Below are 19,314 nucleotides of genomic sequence, written 5' to 3'. Positions count from 1 at the left end.
ATATGGCGCGCGCTGAGCGCATGAGAAGATATTTTCCCTACATCGTCATTATCGGGAGTTCTCATGTCGCTCAGCCAAACCCACATCCTGAAGGTCAATTCCCAACAGCCTGAAGCACCCATTCCCTTACCTGCTGAACCGGCGCATATCATTCGTGATGATGCCGAAGCCATTGAAATTGCTCAACGTCTGGCCACAGACTTTGCGCGTGACGCCGCACTGCGCGACCGCGAAGGCATCTTGCCGCTCAACGAGTTGGATGCGTTCTCACAAAGTGGCTTGTGGGCGATGGCGATCCCTAAAATTTATGGCGGCGCGGGCGTATCCTGGGTGACGGTGGCGAAAGTCATCGCCATCATTTCGGCGGCAGATTCCGCGCTCGGTCAGCTACCGCAGAACCATTTAGCCGGCGTGGCGCATCTGGTGGCGGATGGCAGCGAGGCGCAGAAACAAGAACTACTAGGCGAAGTGCTGGCTGGCTTGCGCTGGGGCAACGCTTTCTCCGAGAAGAATTCGCGCACCGTCGCCGATTTCCAGACGCGTTTTCAGCGTGAAGGTGATGACGTTGTGATCAACGGCGAGAAATTCTACGCCACCGGCGCGCTGCTGGCGCATCGGATTCACGCGGTGGCGCTCGACGACCAGGATCGCGCGCATCTGATCGTGCTAGACCGCAACACGCCGGGCGTGACCATCATTAACAATTGGTCGAGCTTTGGTCAGCGCACCACGGCATCGGGCACCGTGCTGCTGGAGAACGTGCGCGCCCCGCTTTCCCGCGTGATCCCGGCTTATCAGGCGTTTGAGCGCCCGACTGCCGCCGGTCCGATTTCGCAGATTATTCAGGCGGCGGTGGATGTGGGCATTGCTCGCGGCACTGTTGAAGACACGCTGCATTTTGTGCGCGAGCGGTCACGTCCGTGGATTGATAGCGGCCAGGAGCGCGCATCCGATGATCACTTTACGCTGGCGGCAGTCGGGGATTTGAAAATTCGCCTGCACGCCGCTGAAGCCTTACTGTGGCGCGCTGGCGAAGCGATTGATCTGGCGCTGCAGCAACCAGATGAAAGCACGGTTGCAGCAGCAACGGTTGCTACCGCTGAAGCCAAAGTGTTAACCACCGAAATCGCTATTCTGGCAGGTAATAAGCTGTTCGAACTGGCGGGTACGCGCTCAACGCTGCAGGAGTTCAACCTCGATCGCCATTGGCGCAACGCGCGCACCCACACCTTGCACGATCCGGTGCGCTGGAAGTATTACCATGTTGGCAATTATTACCTCAATGGCACCCCGCCGCCGCGCCATGCCTGGAGTTAACGGTGGCGAAAACGTGCCGCTGGATGGTCAGCCGTGAGTCGCGGCTGACCAAACAACCGTTCGCGCAAGGTTACGGCGTGCGCAGGCGTTTCGCGGATAAGCCCTCGGCTCCGCAGCACCGGCATCACATGCTGGATAAAATCCTCAAAGCTGCCGGGACTAATCGCCAACGCCAGATTGAAACCATCAACACCCGACTCCGCGGCAAACTGTTCCAGCTGATCGGCAATGCTCTCTGGGCCGCCGATCAGCAGCGGATGCAATCCGCCAATGCCGATGTAGCGCGCCGCATCACGCAGCGTCCAGCGTTTTTGATCGTCAATGCGCGTCAGGCTGGCTAAGGCTGAGCGACAGGCATCGGTTTCACGAAACGCCAGCGGCGTATCCAAATCCTCCTGTGACCAGTCGATACCGGTCCACGCAGAGAACAGTGCCAGCGCGGCCTCTTCGCTGATGTACTGCTGATAATCGCGATATTTAGTCTGCGCGGCTTCATCACTCTCTGCGGTGATCACCGTGATCGCTGTGACGAAACGCAGCGAAGCCGCATGGCGCCCTTCTGCTGCGGCTAACTGGCGAATGCGTTGGATATCCGCAGCAATGGCCTGCGGCGTAACGCCGCCGAGAAATATCACTTCCGCGTTGCGTGCAGCGAATTGCGCCCCGCGACTGGAGGTTCCCGCCTGAAACAGCACCGGCGTGCGCTGCGGACTGGGCTCGCTTAGGTGCGCATCCGGTACCTGATACCAGCGCCCGGCATGCTTGATAGCATGCACTTTCGCCGGATCGCTATACACGCTGTTTTGCTTATCGCGCCGCACCGCGTCCTCTTCCCACGATCCTTCCCACAGCTTGCCGGTGATATCGAGAAACTCCTGCGCGCGATCGTAGCGTTCATCGTGCGGAATTTGCTGCGTCAGCCCCAGATTACGTGCCGCTGAATCCAGCATTGACGTCACCACATTCCAGGCGATGCGCCCGTTGCTCAGGTGATCAAGCGTGGTGAATTTGCGCGCAAGCAGATACGGCTGTTCGTAGGTGGTAGAAACGGTGATGCCAAAGCCCAGATGTTGCGTCACCGCTGCCATTGCAGAAACCAGCAACAGTGGATCGTTAACCGGCATTTGTGTCGCCAGACGCAACGCCGCGTCCGGCTTGTTTTGCCACACGTCCAGCTGGCCCAACGTATCGGCGATGAACAGCGCATCAAACCCGGCGCGATCCAGCTGTAGGGCAATATCGGTCCAGTAACGCAGTTCGGTATAGCGATGAGCCTGATCCTGCGGATGCCGCCACAATCCTGCAGAGATGTGGCCCGGCACATTCATCATAAAACCAAACAGTAAAAACGGTGCCCGGCTCATCTTTGACCTCTCTCAGCTGTGACGACGCGCGCGCAGAGCCCCGACGGCCAGCACAATGAAAATTAATCCGCCGGTGGCGACCTGTTGCCAGTAAAAATTCCAGCCGACCAGCAGCAAGCCGTTGGCGATAAAGCTCAGCAGCACCACGCCAAGCAGCGTGCCTAACACATTGGGCCGACGTGATGGCGCGAAGGTGGCGCCAATAAAACTGGCACCAATCGCATTCAGCAGATAGGCATTGCCCGACAGCGGCACCCAGGCTTTGACGTTGGCCGCCAGAATCAAACCGACGATACCGGCAATCAACGCTGCGAGAATAAACGCCAGCGCAGTGAGTCGTTTCACTGGCACGCCCGAATGCTGCGCAACGCTGTACTGCTCGCCCATCACCCGCAATGAACGGCCGGTGGCGCTGCGATGCAGCAACTGATAGAGCGCCAGCGCTACCAGCAACAATAGCCACAACGGCAGCGGAATGCCGAGCAGCGCGCCGTGACCTATCGCCGAAAACCCATCGGGCAGTTTCTGGCTCAGCAGATAAACCGGTTGTCCGCCATTTGACGACAGCTGCTGCACGCTTTGTCCGATAAACAGCGTGCCAAGCGTGGCGAGAAACGGCTCCACGCCCAACTGTGTCACCAAAAAGGCGTTAAACACGCCAACCAGCAGCGCGGCAATTAATGCCGCGAACAGCGCCACTGGCAAACTGACCTGATGCAGCACCAGTGTCACCAAAACCAGACAGGCAATATCGATCGCCGTGCCCACCGAGAGATCAATCGCGCCAATGCGTGTCACCAACGTCATCGCCAGGGCGACGATCGCCAGCGGCGCGACGTTATTGAGCAACACACTGCGAATATTGGAGACAGTGGCAAAAGCGGGCGCCGCGACAATAAAGAACACGAGCAGCGCTACAAAGGTCAGCACGATGATGGCGCGCAGCCAGCCGGTCTGGCGCGGGCGTGGCGCGACAGGTGATAACAAAGAATCAGACACCTTGCGTTCTCCTTGACTGGCGACGACGTAACAGCGCGGTTAACGCCACCACTAATAGGATCAACACGCCTTCGACGCCGTTTATCCAGTAACTTGAGACATTGATCAGCTGAAAGCCGTTGGCAATCAGGCTGAGAAATAGCGCGCTAATCAGTGCGCCGCCAAGTGTCGGCACCAGACGACGGGAAAACACCACGCCCAATAGCGCCGCCGCGATCACCATCAACAGATTGTCGTTGGCGCCAGGCGAACTGCCGCTTAGTAGCGACACCGACGCAATTGCCGCGATAGCCGCGCTGACGCCACACAACACGTAGCTCAAACCCTGATAGCGTTTAACGCCGATGCCCGCCGCATTCGCCGCCTGCGGATGGCTGCCCACCGCCTGCAAGCGCAGGCCAAAGGACGTCAGGCGGCTCAAGGCTATCACGCCAAACGCCAGCAGCAGAAACGACCAGCCCAGCCACGACACCGCTAGCGGACCGTTGCTTAACAACAGATTTTGCAGATCGCTGCTGGCTGACACCGAGGCGTTGCTGGTCAGCACCATTTCCAGGCCGATAGCGATATTCATGCTGGTGAGCGTTGCCAGCAGCGGCAAAATCCCCAGCCAGACAATCGCCAGCGCGTTAAACAAACCCACAGCCGCACCGGTTAACAGCGTCAGCAGCAAGGCAATCGCGATGGGCTGACCGGCGTTGAGCTGGCTGGCAAACACCGCCGCACTTAGGCCAAGGTTGGCGGCAATCGACAGATCAATGCCGCCGGTAATGCCCTGCAAGCCGCCGCCGCTCAAAACCAGCGTTAAGCCCAGCGCCAGCGTGCCAACCACCGCGGTTTGCTGCAGCACGTTGCCGAGATTCATCACCGTAAGGAAAATCGGCGACAGCCAGGCAAAGACGGCTAAAACCAGCACAATAATCAGCAGCGAAACGTGTTGCAGCCACTGCTGACCACGCACGCTGCGCGGTGCTACAAGCGGTGCAGATTGGGTAACATCACTCATGAAGCACGCTCCGTTAACGCGCCGGTGCCCGAAGCCCAGGAGAGAATTTCCTGATGGCTGGTGTGCTGTGCCTCCAGCGTGGCGACATGTTCGCCGCGCGCCAGCACCATAATGCGATCGGCCAGCGTTTGCAGTTCGAGTAAATCGGTGGAGAACACCAGAATCAGGGCGCCGTCATCAGCCAACTGCTGCAATGTGTGATAAATTGCCGCCTTAGCCGCAATATCAACGCCCACCGTGGGCTCATCCAGCAAATACAGACGCGCACCGGTGTTTAACCATTTGGCCAGCACCGCTTTCTGTTGGTTGCCGCCCGAAAGCTGACGCAGCGCCGCCAGCTGGCCCGGCGTGCGAATATCCAGTTGCTGAATGTTCTTCGCCACCAGTTCGCTCTCCGCCTGACGCGAAACACCGCCCCAGCGCAGTAAGCGCTGCACCGTGGTTAAGGTGACATTGTCACGCAATGACACATCTAACGCGACGCCGTTGGCGCGGCGATCCTCCGGTACAAAGGCGATACCGCGCTTCACTGCGGCATGTGGAGAAGCCGGCACGCCGATCACTTCGCCCAGCGTAACCTTGCCGCTGACGCCGTTTTCCAGCCCGAACAGCGCGCGAATCAGCGCTTTACCGCCGGAACCTAACAAGCCGGTGATGCCGATGATTTCGCCTTGTCGGCCGGTGAACGACATACTGTGAAAACTGCCGGGCGCGCTGAGCGCAGTAACCTGCAGTACTTGCGCACCGGCGCGGCGCGACTGACGCGGTGCCAGTTCATGGCGCGCGTCGCCTACCATCGCCGCGATCAGTGCCGCCGGTGACAGCTGATCTGCGTTGAACTGCGCCACGTCTTTGCCATCACGTAGCACCGTGACGCGTTGGCACAGCTCCTGAATTTCATCGAGATAGTGCGAAACATAAAGCAGCGCGATGCCCTGCTGGCGCATGCGTTCAATTACCCGGAACAGCGCATGCACTTCATAGCGCGCCAGCGCGGCGGTCGGTTCATCCAGCACCACCACGCGCGGCACGTTTTGCAGCACGCGACAGATTTGCACCAGTTGCTGCTCCGCCACGCTCAGCGTGGCGATCAACGCATCAGGATCGAGTTGCAAACCAAAGTGCTGCTGCAGCTGCTGCTCTGCGTGCTGGCGCATACGACGTCGCAGGATAAATGGCGTACCGGTTAAGCGCGGTTCGTTGCCGAGCCACAGCGCTTCTGCCACCGTCAGCGAGCCGGGCAACAATCGCTCCTGATGTACGATGGCGATGCCCTGGCGTTGCGCCTGCGCGGGCGTAGCGAGCGTAAGCGGCTGGCCATCCAGCTCGATGCTGCCGCGATCGGCGGCGTGAATGCCGCCTAACACTTTGATCAGCGTCGATTTACCCGCACCGTTATGGCCAATCAAGCCGTGAACTTCACCGGCATGCACGCTGAGCGACACCGATTGCAGCGCAGGCACGCCATCAAAGGCTTTACTAATGGCATGCAGTTGCAGTAGTGGCGCGTTATTTGCCATCCGTTTGACCCAGGGTTTTCTGCGCTTCGGCAGCGTTCTCCTTAGTCACCAGAATCGACGGCACATAGGTTGCGGGTGGCAGCGAACGATCGCCAGCGAGGTATTTCGCTACGTTCTGCACCGCCGTTTGGCCAATCACATACGGCTGCTGCGCCACCACCGCTGCCGCGCTGGATTTGGGATCTTTAACCAGCGACACCACATCCGGGCTGCCATCCACCGCGTACGTTTTGATTTCGTTGCGTCCGGCAGCGTCTACCGCCTGCGTGGCGCCGATTTGCGGCACATCCCACGCCGCCCAAATCGCCTGCACCGAACCTTTCGGATATTTATTCAGTAATTGACTGATTTGCGCATACGCATCCTGCACGGTATTCGGGATGACATCGCGCAATTCAGGTTGGATAATTTTAATTTTCGGATACCACTTCAGCACGGCTTTTAACTGGTCGTAGCGCATTGCGACTACCGGCACGCCATAGAAACCGTTAAATACCAAAATATTGCCTTCGCCGCGCAGGTCATTTACCAGTTTTAACGCTAACTGTTCGCCAATATAAAAATTATCCGATGTGGTGACGTTAATACTGGATGGGCTGGCGGTATCAACGGTAAATAAAGGAATGCCCGCTTCGCGGATTTTTTTCAGCCAGGGTTCCAGCACCGACGCTGTGCCGAGGGTTTCAATAATGGCATCCGGTTTTTGCGCAATAAGCGTCTGAATCTGCGCAATTTGCTGCGACTCTTTACGACCGCCATCCAGCGCAATCGGCGTTCCGCCAAGGCGCTTCACCTCATCGATTTGTCCCTGATAAGCTTTCAAATCCCAGTAGTGATCGGTACCCGCGACGGTGATGCCAATGCGTTTACCCGCCAGCGACGGAATCGGTTGATCCTCGGCGTGCGCCATTCCTGATAATAGTGATAGAGAAGCCAATAACAGACCTGCCAGGCGGTGCTTTTTCATTCTTAATATCCCTGGAAACAATAAAATAATGTTGTGTGACGCCTGTTATCTGGCGTGTGAAATAAAAATTATCACAGCCATTTTTTATCCATAATGCTATTTTCTCCTTAGGCTAGCTGGCGATTGGTAATAGCCAATCCGCACTATTTCGGTGCGCTTTTTCCCGCTGCGCTTTGTCGGTTTTTTATGCACAGTTACGTAAAGATACTGGTAATCCATACAGATAAGGTTCAGGATGGTCACTCATCCTGGATTAGCACCCACGGCCATTCACCCTCTATCTGAGGGCTCGTAATGAACTTTTATTCAACTGAAACCGTTTGCGCCATTACCGGTGCCAACCGCGCCAATTTACGTCGCTGGTTGCGCGGTGGATTAATTTCTGAGAATCACGTCAATAAGGACTGGAGCCGACATCAGGTTGATGAAGTGCTCGCCATGATGGCATTGACCTCGGGTGGCGCCACGCTGTGGCAAATCTATCAAGGTCGACACTGCGGGCTCGATTACTCTTCGTCTGGTTGGGTGGCACGCCGCGGCGATCTATTACGTCAGCTGGAGTTAGGCTCTGATCGAGAACTGGCGCGTACTGTGCGCAATCTGGCGGGCGACTACAGCAGCGACGATTTCGTCAATGTGCTGATGAAACCGCTCAACCGCTGGCTGCGTGATGATACGCGTCGCGGGGCATCACGCAGGTTAACGCGCTTTCATGAAGCGATCGTTCATCACAGCGACTGTGTAAAACGCGCTTCAGCCCGTCAGCAGCAGATGCCACTGTTACTGGAAGTGGTCAGCACCGGCGATGAAACGGAAGTGTGGCTGGAAGCCATTCGCCTTACCGGACAAGGGTTCTGCGTCGAGGTGGATCAAACCTCACAACCGATGCTGTACAGTTCAGAAAGCCGCCACGATCATCACCTGTTGTGGTGCGGTGCCGGGATCAGCCATGAACGCATGACCCAGTTCCAGCGCGGATTACGTTCCGGTAAACCGGTGATGCTGAGCGGACCCGATCGCAGCGTTCATCCGGCTGTCGCTGAAGCCAGAGTCGCTTAGCCGGTGCTTTATGCACCGGTCTCATCGCTTATCCCATTCCGCACTTTGCTTATTCAAAAGAAGTAGTTAGCCACGGCAACAACGGTTAAGTCACATCACACTCTCTTCTGCTACGCTCTCGCCTCCCAATCAGGAGGATCCATGAGTTCATTAATCGATATTTTCACCAGTCATAAAAGCGATCGCAGTTTTACCGACCTTCCCGTTGCGGATGCGGTGCTGGATCGCATCATTTCGGCCGCGTATCGCGCGCCAACCTCGGTGAACTCGCAGCAGGTCTCTTTGGTGGTGACGCGCGATGCTGAAAGACGGGCACAAATCTCCCAGATTGCTGGCGGTCAGCCGTGGATTGCCAAAGCGCCGGTGTTTATTACCCTGGTGCTGGATATGCATAAATCGCGTCTGGCGATGTACGCTATCGACCGCGAGCAGATCGCGCAGCAGAGCATCGAAAGCATTGTGTCGGGCTCAACCGATGTGGGTATTGCGTTGGGTTCTATCATGGCGGCAGCGCGTGCAGAAGGTTTGGGCATTGTGCCGATTGGCGGTATTCGTCGCGATGCGCAGGCGTTAATCCGCTTGCTGGATTTGCCGGAATATACTTTCCCGGTGGCGGGCGTGGTGATTGGCCATGTCGATCAGCCTGCGCATCAGAAGCCGCGTCTGCCGCTGGCCACCTTCCGCCATGAAGAGCGCTATCAACGTGATGGACTGGAGCAACACATCGCTGCCTACAATCAGGAGATGGTGCAGCACTGGAAAAATACCGGACGTGAGGATGGCGAGAGCTGGAGTGAAAGCGTTAGCGGTTATTATCACAAGATTTACTTCCCGCACGTGCTGGACGCGCTGAAGAAGCAAGGGTTTGGCAACGACAAGTGACGGCTTTTCCCCGCGCGCTGTGCGCGGGGAAAGAGATTTAACGCCCTTTCTTCTTACGACCTGGCTGGGCGAAACGCTGGCGATTAGCCGGTTTTGCCCCCGCTTTCTCACCCGGTTTAGCGCTAACCGTCGCGGGCTTTTTCGCCGCGCTGGCGGGTTTCTTTTTCGCCTGCGTCTTCTGCGTTTTTTGATCTTCGGATGATGAGTCTTCAATCAGTTTGAAAAGATCGATCAGCTCGTCATCGGTCAAATCGCGCCACTCGCCGAGCGGAATCCCTTTCAGGCTGACGTTCATGATGCGCGTACGTTCAAGCTTGGTCACTTCAAAGCCGAAGTGCTTGGTCATTCGACGAATCTGACGATTCAGCCCCTGAACCAGAATGATGCGGAAGACAAAGGTCGACTCTTTTTTAACTTTGCACTTTTTGGTGACGGTGCCGAGCATCGGTACGCCCGCGCCCATTCCGGCAATAAATTCATCGGTGATCGGCTTATCGACGGTGACCACATACTCTTTTTCGTGGTTATTACCGGCACGCAGGATTTTATTCACCAGATCGCCGTGGTTGGTGAGGAAAATCAGTCCCTGCGAATCTTTATCCAGACGACCAATCGGGAACACGCGTTTGCTGTGATTGACGAAATCGCCGATGTTGTCCCGCTCACCCTCTTCCATGGTGGTGATGATGCCAACCGGTTTGTTCAGCGCAATCAACACTAAATCTTCTTCGTCACGCGGCTCAATCAGCTGCCCGTTCACTTTGACTTCATCCCCTGCAAACACCTGTGCACCGACGGCAGCGCGTTTACCGTTAATGAAAACGTTGCCTTGCTCGATGTAACGATCGGCATCGCGGCGTGAGCAGATTCCGCTCTCGCTGATGTATTTGTTCAGGCGTATGGATGAGTTAGGCAGCATGGTTCCTCCGAAAAAAAACGGACTATACAGCAACCTTAGGCGTTGGTTAAGCATCGCGACAATCATCAGCATTTCTCTTACCACGATATAACAGCACACTAACAATGTGGTTGTTGTCAGCGGATCGATCAGCGACAATTCGCACCCATCGTTTTTTCTTATGACAGAGTGATTCCCTAATGACAAATCAGCCATCGGTGACGTGGATAACATCCGTGCGCACCTTTCTGGCCCGCCTTTGGCCTCATCCGTTACCGGGAGGCAGAAAGCAGATGGTCATCGCCAGCATTGGCGCGGGATTGGGTTTAATGATTACCAGCCTGACCAGCCACTGGCTGCTGGGTGAAGTGAATCTGTGGTTTGTCGCGCCGATGGGCGCTTCGGCGGTGTTGCTGTTTGGTCTGCCGAACAGTCCGCTGGCGCAGCCGTGGTCAATTGTCGGCGGCAATCTGGTGGCGGGCGTTGTTGGCGTCACCACCGCGCTGTGGGTTCCCCATCCCGCGCTGGCGTGTGGTATCGCGGCCTGTGTGACGATCGCGTTGATGTTTCAACTGCGCTGTTTGCATCCACCGAGCGGCGCGGTGGCGCTGACCGCAATTTTGGGCGGTAACGGCGTCCAGCAACTGGGTTACCACTTTATTCTGACGCCGGTGCTGTTGAACTCGGTGTGTCTCGCGCTGCTGGCGTTGCTGTTTAACAATCTCGCCGGACGCCGTTACCCGCATCCGCTGGCGGCAGCGGAAACCAAAGCGCCGCCTGTGGTGATCGACGTAGCGATTACGCGTGAAGATCTGCATCTGGCGCTGGAGAGCGGTGAAGTGCTGGATATCGATGAGGATGATTTGCAGCAGTTGCTGCAACGCGCCGAAGAGATTGCGACTCTTCGTCAGCGCGGGCAGATGCCGGCATCATCATGAGTGGTCGCCATAAATGGCGACTCGACACCATATTCTTTCACGATGACTTCATCGCCCTCAATTTCAACCACCGCAAACGGCACCTCTTCTGCCCCATCCAGCATCCCTTTGAGCGTAAAGAAGCCTGTTTGACCGATGCGCGCAAAGCCGCCGCGATGATCGTGCCCAGAGAAACAGCAATGTATGTTGTAACTAGAAAGCAGCTCTGCCAGCGCGCTGCCGTTGAGTAAGTTGTGGCTGTTATGCGGCGCCAGCGGATAATGCCCAAACACCACCACTTTCTCCCCCTGCTGGCGGGCTTGCTGCAACTGCTGCTCAATCCACGCCATTTGCTGCGTTCCTACCGCACCGTTCCAGGGTTTCGCCTGCGGCTGCTGGCGCGCGGTCAGGTCCACCAGCATCGCCTCCGCCTGCTTGCGATCGTCACCGTTCTGCGTGTTGCAATAGAGGCTGATGTCGTTGCCGTCATAAACAATAAAACGCCAGCCCTGCAGCCCAAAGGCGTAATAGCTTTTGGGTAGCGCAGCGGCTTCGTTGAGATGCTGCGCGATGGTCTGCGCATCGTGATTACCCAGCACCACCGCATGTGGATGTTCGAGGCGATCGTAAATCGGCAATATCGCCGCGTAGCTGTTCCAGTCGCGATCGACTAAATCCCCCAGCGTAACGACAAAATCCAGCGGCTGCTGATTCAACACCGCAATCGCCTGCGGCAGCTTATGCAGCGCGTGACGATAGTAGAGATTTTTCGCCATATCGGCGTCGATGTCGGCATATTGCGGATCGGCAATCAAACCAAAACGCAGCGTGCTGCTCAGCGGCGCGGAACGCACATCGGGCAAGGCATAGAGCTCGGCGACATCGCCCAGCAGTTCACGCTGCAGTTCAGTCAGCGGATGCGGATAAGACACGAAAAGCACTCCTTAGCGAATACCAGCACGCATAAACGATTGAATAAACTGACGCTGGAAGATCAGGAACAGCACCAACAGCGGCAACGTCGTCATTAACGTAGCAGCGCCAATCAACGCCCATTGCACGCCCTGCTCCGGCGCCGAGAACAGTTGCAGGCCCACGGTGAGCGGCCGCACGTTGACCGAATCGGTGATCACCAGCGGCCACAGGAAATCATTCCAGTGGAAACTGATCGACACCAGCGCAAACGCCACATAGATTGGCTTCGCCAGCGGGATGTAAATCTTGCGCAGAATGTAAAAGCGGCTGGCACCTTCCACAATCGCCGCCTCTTCCAATACCAGCGGAATACTTTTAAAGGTCTGGCGCAGCAGAAAGATGGCGAAGGCCGAGGAGAAATACGGCAGCGCGATGCCGGTCAGCGTATCGCGGAAACCCAGCGCGCCGATGGTTTTGTAGTTATTCAGAATCAGCACGTCGGGGCTGATCATCAGCTGCAGCAGGATCAGCGCGAAGATCGCGCCGGAGAATTTCAGGCGGAAGCGCACTAATGCGTAAGCGGCCATGGTCGCCAGAATCAGCTGCACCACCACAATCATCAGCACCAGCAAGCTGGTATTGAGGAAGTAGCGACCAAAGGGCGCGGCGTGCCAGGCATTAACGAAGTTCTGCAAGGTCAGCGGCGAAAAAAGCGAAAAGCTCGCCTGATCGGATGCCGGATGAATCGCCACCCAGATCGCCACCAGAATCGGTAAAAACCACAGCAACGCGGCAAGCCCAATGCCCATATTCAGACACAGGCGACCAAACGTGATTGTTGGCTTCATTGGTAATGGGCTCGCTTGTCCAGCAGGTTGAATTTAAGCAGTGCAATCGCGGCGAGGATCACCAGCAGTACCACCGTCATTGCCGCTGCGGCGGGCATATCCCAGAAGCTGAAGGCAGTGCGATAGATGTAGAACAGCAGCAGGCTACTGCTGTTATTCGGCCCGCCGTTGGTCATCGCGATCACCTGATCGACGATGCGAAACGCATTCATCGAGGCATTGATCAGCACAAACAGCGTGGTGGGCATCAGCAGCGGCCACTGCACGCGGCGGAAGAAATAGCGGCGTGACGCCCCTTCTATCTGCGCGGCTTCGCTCAGGCGCGGATCGATCTGCTGCAAAGCGGCGAGATAAAAGATCATAAAGAAGCCCGCTTCGCGCCATACCGATACCGCCATCAAACAGTACAAGGCGCTACCCGGTTCGCCGAGCCAGTTCATCGCTGGCAGCGAAAACAGCGCCAGCAGCTTATTCAGCAAACCCAGCTGCGGCGTGTAGAAGAACAGCCACAGATTGGCGATGGCGATCATCGGCAGCAGCGAAGGAATAAAGAACGCAGTGCGCACCAGCGCATTGGCACGCATGTGACGATTGACCGCCAGCGCCATCAGCAGCGCCAGCGTTACCGCCAGCGGAATGGTGATCAACGCATACAGCAGGTTATTCCACAGCGACTGAATGAAGATGTCGTCATCCAGCAGCGCAAGATAGTTATCCAGCCCAACAAAATGGGCTGGACGACCGTTACGTGCTGCGCTGAACAGGCTTTCCCATACGGTCGCAACCGCCGGATAGTGCGTAAACAGCAGTAAAAAGCTCAGTGCCGGTAAAATCAGCAGATAGCCATACAGCTGCATCGACCATAACCGGGGCCGCCGAACCGGCGCAACGGTGAGAATCGTGCTCGTCATTATTGATAAGACTTCAGCAGACGGTCGGCTTGCTTCTGCGCGCCTTCCAGCGCTTCGGCTGGCGTTTTCGCCTGCGTCACCGCCGCTTCTACCGCGTGATTGAGCGCATCCTGAATCTGCACGCTGTTGTAAGTCGAGAGTTCTGGCTGCGCATACTTCAGCTGTTCACGCGCCACCAGGGCCTGAGGAACCTCTTTAACATAATCCTTCATTACCGTGGTATCCCATGCCGCCGGAGAGATCGCTGCATAACCGGTGGCGATGCTCCAGCGCGCCGCCTGCTCGGGTGAGGTTACCCAACGGATAAACTCCATCGCCGCTTTCTGCTGTTCTGGTGAGGTATTTTTGAAGACATACAGGTTGCCGCCGCCGGTTGGGCTGCCGCGCTGGGTTTTCTCCGGCAGCATCGCCACACCGAACGGGAATTTCGCGTTATCACGCACGTTGGTCAGGTTGCCGGTGGTGGTCACCATCATGGCAGTTTTGCCGCTGATGAAGTCCTGCGGCGTGGTGCCCCACGCAATGGCACCCTTTGGCGACACCTCCTCTTTCTGGCCGAGATCGGTCAGCCACTGCAGCGTTTCCACGTTGCCCGGTGTGTTGAAGTGCACCGCTGTACCTTTGCCGTTATCAAGACGACCGCCGTTGGTGGCGGACAAACCCTGGAAGTTCCAGTAACCGTTTGGCGTGGACGGAATCTCAATGCCCCATTGGCTGACGCCGTTGGCATCTTTGATCGTGAGTTTCTTACTGAACTCGACCACCTGCTGCCAGTTGGCCGGTGGCGTATCGGCATTCAAACCGGCTTTCTCAAACGCCCGTTTGTTCCAGTACATCACCACGGTTGAACGCTGGAACGGTACGCCCCACACTTTGCCGTCAATGTGACGCAGAAAGGCCGGATAGAAACCGTCGATCCATTTTTTGCCTTCCTCGCCCTGCGCTAAATCGCTGGCCGCCACAATCGCACCGGCATCAATCAGTGAATACGCTTCGATATCACCGATCACTGCCAGCTGCGGCGCGTTGCCACCCCGAAAGGCGGTCAGCGCTTTGGTCACGGTGGTGGCGTAGTCACCGGTATACACCGGCTGAATGCTCACGTCCGGATGCACTTTCTGGAAATCCGCCACCAGCGAATCTACGGTGTGGCTTACTTTGCCGCCCACCGCGATCGGGTAATACATTTGCAGCTTGACCGGTTCAGCCGCAAAAGCTGAGGTGGTGACGGCGAGAACTAATGCAGAAAGACGTGAATAACGAATCGCAGACATGATTTTCCCTTGGGCAAATGACAACGGTTAAACGGCGTATTTTTTCTGTGAAGCAAACATCTGTTGTTCGGCTGGCACGCAGCGCTTACCGCTCTCGCGATGAAACAGATATTGCCGCGCGGCGGACCACTGCAATCCCACCTCACTGCCATCGGTGAAGCGCTGCATGCCCGGCACTTTAATGGTCAGCGGTTCGCTGATGCCAGCAAGCAGGCACACCAGCAAGGTATCAGCGCCCATATATTCAGAACCGATCACCCGCGCGGTCAGCGCCGCCTGTTCTGCAGCGATCGGCTGGATATCTTCGGCACGCAATCCAAGGCTCAGCGGCGCGTCGCGGTATTCCACTACCGGCGCGGTGAGATGCAGCAGATAGTGATGCGCGCCATTGCGCTGCAGCGGCAGGATGTTCATCGGCGGTGCGCCAATGAACTGTGCGGCAAACACGCTGGCGGGATTGTTGTAGAGATCGTCTGGCGTGCCGTGCTGTTCAATGTGGCCATCGTTGAGCAGGATAATGCTGTCGGCCATGCTCATCGCTTCAGTCTGATCGTGCGTGACGTACAGCATGGTCAAACCGAGTTTTTTCTGCAGCGCGCGGATTTCACGGCGCATGCTTTGCCGCAGCCTGGCGTCGAGGTTCGACAGCGGCTCATCCATTAAACACAGCGTGTTATTGGCGATCACCGCACGGCCCAGCGCCACGCGCTGCTGTTGTCCGCCGGAGAGCTGCGATGGCAAACGATCCAGCAGCTTATCCAGCTCCATTAGCTTGCTGACATTATCCAGGCGTGCAGCAAACGACAGTTTCTCCTCGCCGCGCGCTTTCAAACCAAACAGCAGGTTTTCGCGCACGTTGAGGTGGGGAAACAGCGCGTAAGATTGAAACACCATCGATAGCTTGCGCTGCGACGGCGGCAGATGGGTGATATCGGCATGATTAAAGTGGATCGCCCCGCGATCGGCTGTTTCCAGTCCGGCGATGGTACGCAGCAGCGTCGATTTACCGCAGCCCGATGGACCGAGCAGCGCGACAAACGCGCCTTCTGCCGCGTCGAAGCTGATGTCGTCCAGGGCGGTTTTCTCGCCCCAGGCTTTAGTGATGTGGTGAAGCGAAAGGTGGCTCATGCATCCGCAATCCAGAAATCAGAATGGCGGTAAGCTAGCGGAAGGAAATGAAGGTTTTATGTCATTGCGGTGACCGCGCGGTTAAAGGCCACCGAAGGGTCATCATTAATGACGACCTTCAAACATGAATCACTGATTAAAATAATGTTGATGCAAAATCGCAGCCCCATCATCAATCGCTTTCATCAATATCTTTTCACTGGTGACCGCATCGCCGGCCTGTAACGCTTCCAGCAGGTGATCATAGTTATGATGCCCATTCACCACCTCGGCCGGCTGCGGATAGAGATAGTTAAAGCACGGACCGATCTGCACCCAAAGCTGTTCGATCAGTGCCTCTAGCGTTGGCATTTGCGCATAGCCATAGAGCGTAAAACGGAACGCGCGATTGGCTTCTAACGCCGACTCGGCATCACCGCTTTGTTTGGCTTGCATAAAGCGCGCGCAGAGTTTTTTCAGTTCGGAAATCTGTTTTTTTCCCAAAAATGGCGTCGCCGCCCTCACCGCTAAACCTTCAAGCTGCTTACGAATCAGCGTAATCTCATCAAAGCGCGGGCGCGTCATTTCCGGGACCAGAAACGCCGCAGCTGGCGTGGCGTCTAATGCTCCGGCAGAAACCAGTCGCAACAAGGCTTCACGCACCGGCGTGATGCTGGTACCCAATTGAGCCGCCAAATCGCGCGTCACCAGCCGTGCGCCAGGTTTTAACTTGCCAACAATCAGCGCGCTGCGCAGTGACGATTCCACCTGCGCGGTCAAACTCATGCGCTGCGCTTTATCCATTTCGATCATACGTTGAGGGCCTTCTACTGAATTTCGCAAATGGTAAGTTATTTTTAATGTTTTATTGCCAACTTGCCAGATTATAGGATATATCATGTATTACAAATAAGCACAGTCTTGATTCTGGCAGTATCCACTCTTTTCACTACCTTGCCGTTGGCAATTTTGGGAAACGTTATGAGATTACCTGCAGTGAAGTTTGCCACCACCGCGTTGCTATTTGCTCTGATGCCAGCCGTACAGGCAGCGGAACTGACCATTGGCCAACCCACGTCTGCCACGGCGATGGATCCCGGCTTTCTCAAAGAATCTGCCACCTTAGTCGACAACCTCTTCGATACCTTAGTGCGCCGCGCCGATGACATGTCATTACAGCCGGGCTTAGCCACTGAGTGGAAAGCGATTAACGACACCACCTGGCAATTTACCCTGCGCCAGGGCGTGAAATTTACCGATGGCGAGCCGGTGAACGCCGAAGCGGTGAAGTTCTCCATCGATCGTATTTTAGACCCCGCTAATCACGCACCGACGATTTCCTATATCCGCACCATCAAATCAGTGGACGTGATCAACGACTATCAGGTGCAGATCCACACCAACGGCCCGGATCCTCTGCTGCCCACGCGCATGAGCCGCTACCCGGCTTACATTGTGCCGCCAGCGTACGTGAAGAAAGTCGGCGCCAGCGAGTTCGCACGCAAACCGGTAGGCAGCGGCGCTTACAAGCTGGATAGCTTTATCCCGGATGAAAAAGTGGTGATGGTCGCCAATGAAACTTACTGGCGCGGCAAACCGGCGATTGATCGCGTTACCTGGCGTCCGATTCCCGAAGCCACCGCACGCCTCACCGCACTGCTGACCGGCGAAGTGCAACTGATTGAAAGCGTGCCAGCCGATTTAGTCCCCGCGCTGAAAAATCGCCCCAACGTCGAACTGGAACAGGTGAAAGGCGGCGGACTGACGATTTACCTCGGTCTTAAAGATGATGAGAAACCGCTGAGTGATGTGCGCGTCCGTCAGGCGCTTTCGCTGGCGTTAAACCGTCAGGCTTACACCCAACAGCTGCTGCACGGCTTTGGCACGCCAACCGGCACCATGGCCGGAGCCAATGACTTTGGTTATCTGGCGGTTCCAGCCACCGCGCAGGATGTGGCGAAAGCCAAGTCGCTGCTGGCTGCAGCCGGTTACGCCAACGGCTTTACCCTGCGCTTCCAGGCGCCGCGCCGCTATATTGCCAGCGCCGATGTGGCGCAAGCCATCGTGCAGGATTTAGCCGCCATTGGCGTGAAAGCCGAGCTGGAGGTACCGGAATGGTCGGTTTACACCCAGCAGGTCGCGTCCCAGAAACAGGCTCCGATGTATATGCTGGCGTGGGGATCCACGCAGACGCTGGATGCCGATGCCGCGCTGTTCCCCATCCTGCGCAGCGGCGAGCCCTATTCCACCGTGCATGATGCAGAGCTGGATAAGCTGCTCGACCAAAGCCGTCAGATTGTCGATCCCGTTGCGCGCAAAAAAGTGTTAGAGCAGATTCAGCAACGCGTCGCGGAACAACAGCCGCTGCTGCCGCTGTACCGTGAAGATACCTTGTATGCGCACAGCACGTCGCTCAACTTCAAAGGCCGCGTCGATGCCCGCATCCCGCTGTTTGATCTGAGGCTGAAATGATTTCACCGGGCACCGTGCTGCAGCGCCGTCCGCGCCGCCTGATTTACGGCGATGCGGTAATCGGCAGCCTTTTGCTGATCGTGGTGATTGCCGCGGCGCTGCTCTCTCCGTGGCTGCCGTTGCCCGATGCCTTAAGTAACAATCTCAATGAGATGTTCCTGCCGCCGGGTTCGCCCGGTGCGCAAGCTACGCATTGGCTCGGCACCGATCAACTGGGCCGCGATCTGCTGGCGCGCATTCTCTCCGGCACGCGCTTGTCGCTGCTGGTGGTGTTGGTCGCGGCGGCGATTGGCGCGGTGATTGGCGTCGCGCTCGGTATGATCGCCGGTTACGCCGGCGGTTGGGTTGATGCGCTGATCATGCGCCTGATCGACATCCAGCTGGCGGTGCCGTTTATTCTGTTGATTCTGCTAGTGATTGCGCTGATGGGTGCGTCACTGACCAACATCATTGTGATTATGGGCTGCACCAGTTGGGCGATTTATGCCCGCGTGGCGCGCGCCAAAACCTTAGAGATTCGGGAACTTGAATATATTCAGGCGGTGCGCGCCATGGGCTTTTCGCCGCTGCGCATACTGCTACGGCATATCCTGCCCAATCTGCTGACGCCGCTGGTGGTGTTACTAACGCTGGATATCCCACGCCTGATCGTGCTCGAAGCCTCAGTGGGTTTTCTCGGCATGGGCATTCAGCCACCCACGCCAACGCTGGGCAACCTGATTGGCGAAGGTCGCTCTTACATGCTGCTGTCGCAATGGCTGGTGCTCTATCCCGGTTTGGTGATTGCAGCGCTGGTGATTGGCTGCAACCTGCTCGGCGATGCGCTGCTACGTCGCACGCATACGAGGCTGGATTAAG

18 protein-coding genes are annotated in these 19,314 nt (G+C 56.8%); 6 read left to right on the top strand and 12 right to left on the bottom strand.

Going from position 1 to position 19,314, the window contains the following annotated elements:
- Positions 1-63 precede the first annotated feature (63 nt).
- Positions 64-1,317: an SfnB family sulfur acquisition oxidoreductase gene (locus P6287_RS09475; protein ID WP_192411841.1), complete on the top strand. Its 1,254-nt coding sequence runs from the start codon at positions 64-66 to the stop codon at positions 1,315-1,317.
- Here the strand turns inward: P6287_RS09475 and P6287_RS09470 are convergent.
- From P6287_RS09470 to P6287_RS09450, 5 genes are read right to left on the bottom strand one after another with little or no spacing between them, the layout of a single operon-like run.
- Positions 1,314-2,681 carry an LLM class flavin-dependent oxidoreductase gene (locus P6287_RS09470; RefSeq protein WP_192411842.1) on the bottom strand — a complete coding sequence of 456 codons (1,368 nt, stop codon included), beginning with the start codon at positions 2,679-2,681 and terminating at the stop codon, positions 1,314-1,316. The genes P6287_RS09475 and P6287_RS09470 overlap by 4 nt on opposite strands.
- Before the next feature lie 12 nt (positions 2,682-2,693).
- A complete protein-coding gene (locus P6287_RS09465; protein ID WP_277974868.1) occupies positions 2,694-3,680 on the bottom strand; it encodes an ABC transporter permease in 987 nt (328 codons plus the stop codon).
- Positions 3,673-4,686 (bottom strand): ABC transporter permease, encoded by a 1,014-nt coding sequence (locus P6287_RS09460; RefSeq protein ID WP_192411843.1) that lies wholly within the window; start codon positions 4,684-4,686, stop codon positions 3,673-3,675. Before P6287_RS09460 ends, P6287_RS09465 begins: the two co-directional genes overlap by 8 nt.
- Positions 4,683-6,206 (bottom strand): sugar ABC transporter ATP-binding protein, encoded by a 1,524-nt coding sequence (locus tag P6287_RS09455; protein ID WP_277974867.1) that lies wholly within the window; start codon positions 6,204-6,206, stop codon positions 4,683-4,685. The genes P6287_RS09460 and P6287_RS09455 overlap by 4 nt, the downstream gene beginning before the upstream one ends.
- The gene (locus tag P6287_RS09450) at positions 6,196-7,173 is read right to left on the bottom strand and encodes a sugar ABC transporter substrate-binding protein (protein ID WP_101764408.1); all 978 of its coding nucleotides are present in this window, start codon (positions 7,171-7,173) and stop codon (positions 6,196-6,198) included. Before P6287_RS09450 ends, P6287_RS09455 begins: the two co-directional genes overlap by 11 nt.
- A 294-nt stretch (positions 7,174-7,467) precedes the next feature.
- Between P6287_RS09450 and P6287_RS09445 the strand changes: the two genes are divergently transcribed.
- Both P6287_RS09445 and P6287_RS09440 read left to right on the top strand, forming a co-directional pair.
- A complete protein-coding gene (locus P6287_RS09445) occupies positions 7,468-8,232 on the top strand; it encodes a hypothetical protein (RefSeq protein ID WP_110866144.1) in 765 nt (254 codons plus the stop codon).
- Positions 8,233-8,373: 141 nt separating this feature from the next.
- Positions 8,374-9,114 carry a nitroreductase family protein gene (locus P6287_RS09440; RefSeq protein ID WP_277974866.1) on the top strand — a complete coding sequence of 247 codons (741 nt, stop codon included), beginning with the start codon at positions 8,374-8,376 and terminating at the stop codon, positions 9,112-9,114.
- Positions 9,115-9,151: 37 nt separating this feature from the next.
- Here the strand turns inward: P6287_RS09440 and rluF are convergent, their stop codons facing one another.
- Entirely contained in the window at positions 9,152-10,033 is an 882-nt protein-coding gene (gene rluF / locus P6287_RS09435) for a 23S rRNA pseudouridine(2604) synthase RluF (protein WP_277974865.1), read from the bottom strand.
- A gap of 179 nt (positions 10,034-10,212) precedes the next feature.
- On the opposite strand from rluF, the gene P6287_RS09430 reads away from it, so the two are divergent.
- Entirely contained in the window at positions 10,213-10,950 is a 738-nt protein-coding gene (locus tag P6287_RS09430) for an HPP family protein (RefSeq protein WP_277974864.1), read from the top strand.
- Here the strand turns inward: P6287_RS09430 and P6287_RS09425 are convergent.
- The 6 genes from P6287_RS09425 to P6287_RS09400 form a co-directional block, all read right to left on the bottom strand.
- A complete protein-coding gene (locus P6287_RS09425) occupies positions 10,920-11,861 on the bottom strand; it encodes a metallophosphoesterase (RefSeq protein ID WP_277974863.1) in 942 nt (313 codons plus the stop codon). The genes P6287_RS09430 and P6287_RS09425 overlap by 31 nt on opposite strands.
- A gap of 12 nt (positions 11,862-11,873) precedes the next feature.
- Entirely contained in the window at positions 11,874-12,692 is an 819-nt protein-coding gene (locus tag P6287_RS09420; RefSeq protein WP_110866140.1) for a carbohydrate ABC transporter permease, read from the bottom strand.
- The gene (locus P6287_RS09415; RefSeq protein WP_192411848.1) at positions 12,689-13,603 is read right to left on the bottom strand and encodes a sugar ABC transporter permease; all 915 of its coding nucleotides are present in this window, start codon (positions 13,601-13,603) and stop codon (positions 12,689-12,691) included. Before P6287_RS09415 ends, P6287_RS09420 begins: the two co-directional genes overlap by 4 nt.
- Entirely contained in the window at positions 13,603-14,877 is a 1,275-nt protein-coding gene (locus P6287_RS09410; RefSeq protein WP_277974862.1) for an ABC transporter substrate-binding protein, read from the bottom strand. Before P6287_RS09410 ends, P6287_RS09415 begins: the two co-directional genes overlap by 1 nt.
- 27 nt (positions 14,878-14,904) lie before the next feature.
- A complete protein-coding gene (locus P6287_RS09405) occupies positions 14,905-16,005 on the bottom strand; it encodes an ABC transporter ATP-binding protein (RefSeq protein ID WP_192411850.1) in 1,101 nt (366 codons plus the stop codon).
- Between the two features lie 129 nt (positions 16,006-16,134).
- Complete coding sequence (locus P6287_RS09400; RefSeq protein ID WP_277974861.1) at positions 16,135-16,797, bottom strand: GntR family transcriptional regulator; 663 nt, start codon at positions 16,795-16,797, stop codon at positions 16,135-16,137.
- A 168-nt stretch (positions 16,798-16,965) separates the two neighbouring features.
- Here P6287_RS09400 and P6287_RS09395 point away from each other — a divergent pair, with 168 nt between their 5' ends.
- Both P6287_RS09395 and P6287_RS09390 read left to right on the top strand, forming a co-directional pair.
- Entirely contained in the window at positions 16,966-18,456 is a 1,491-nt protein-coding gene (locus tag P6287_RS09395; protein ID WP_110866135.1) for an ABC transporter substrate-binding protein, read from the top strand.
- Positions 18,453-19,313 carry an ABC transporter permease gene (locus P6287_RS09390; protein ID WP_101764420.1) on the top strand — a complete coding sequence of 287 codons (861 nt, stop codon included), beginning with the start codon at positions 18,453-18,455 and terminating at the stop codon, positions 19,311-19,313. Before P6287_RS09395 ends, P6287_RS09390 begins: the two co-directional genes overlap by 4 nt.
- The last annotated feature ends 1 nt before the right edge of the window (position 19,314 follow it).

The organism is Pantoea sp. X85, assembly GCF_029623675.1.
Lineage (GTDB): Bacteria > Pseudomonadota > Gammaproteobacteria > Enterobacterales > Enterobacteriaceae > Pantoea > Pantoea leporis.
This window is presented reverse-complemented; position numbering and strand designations above follow the sequence as displayed.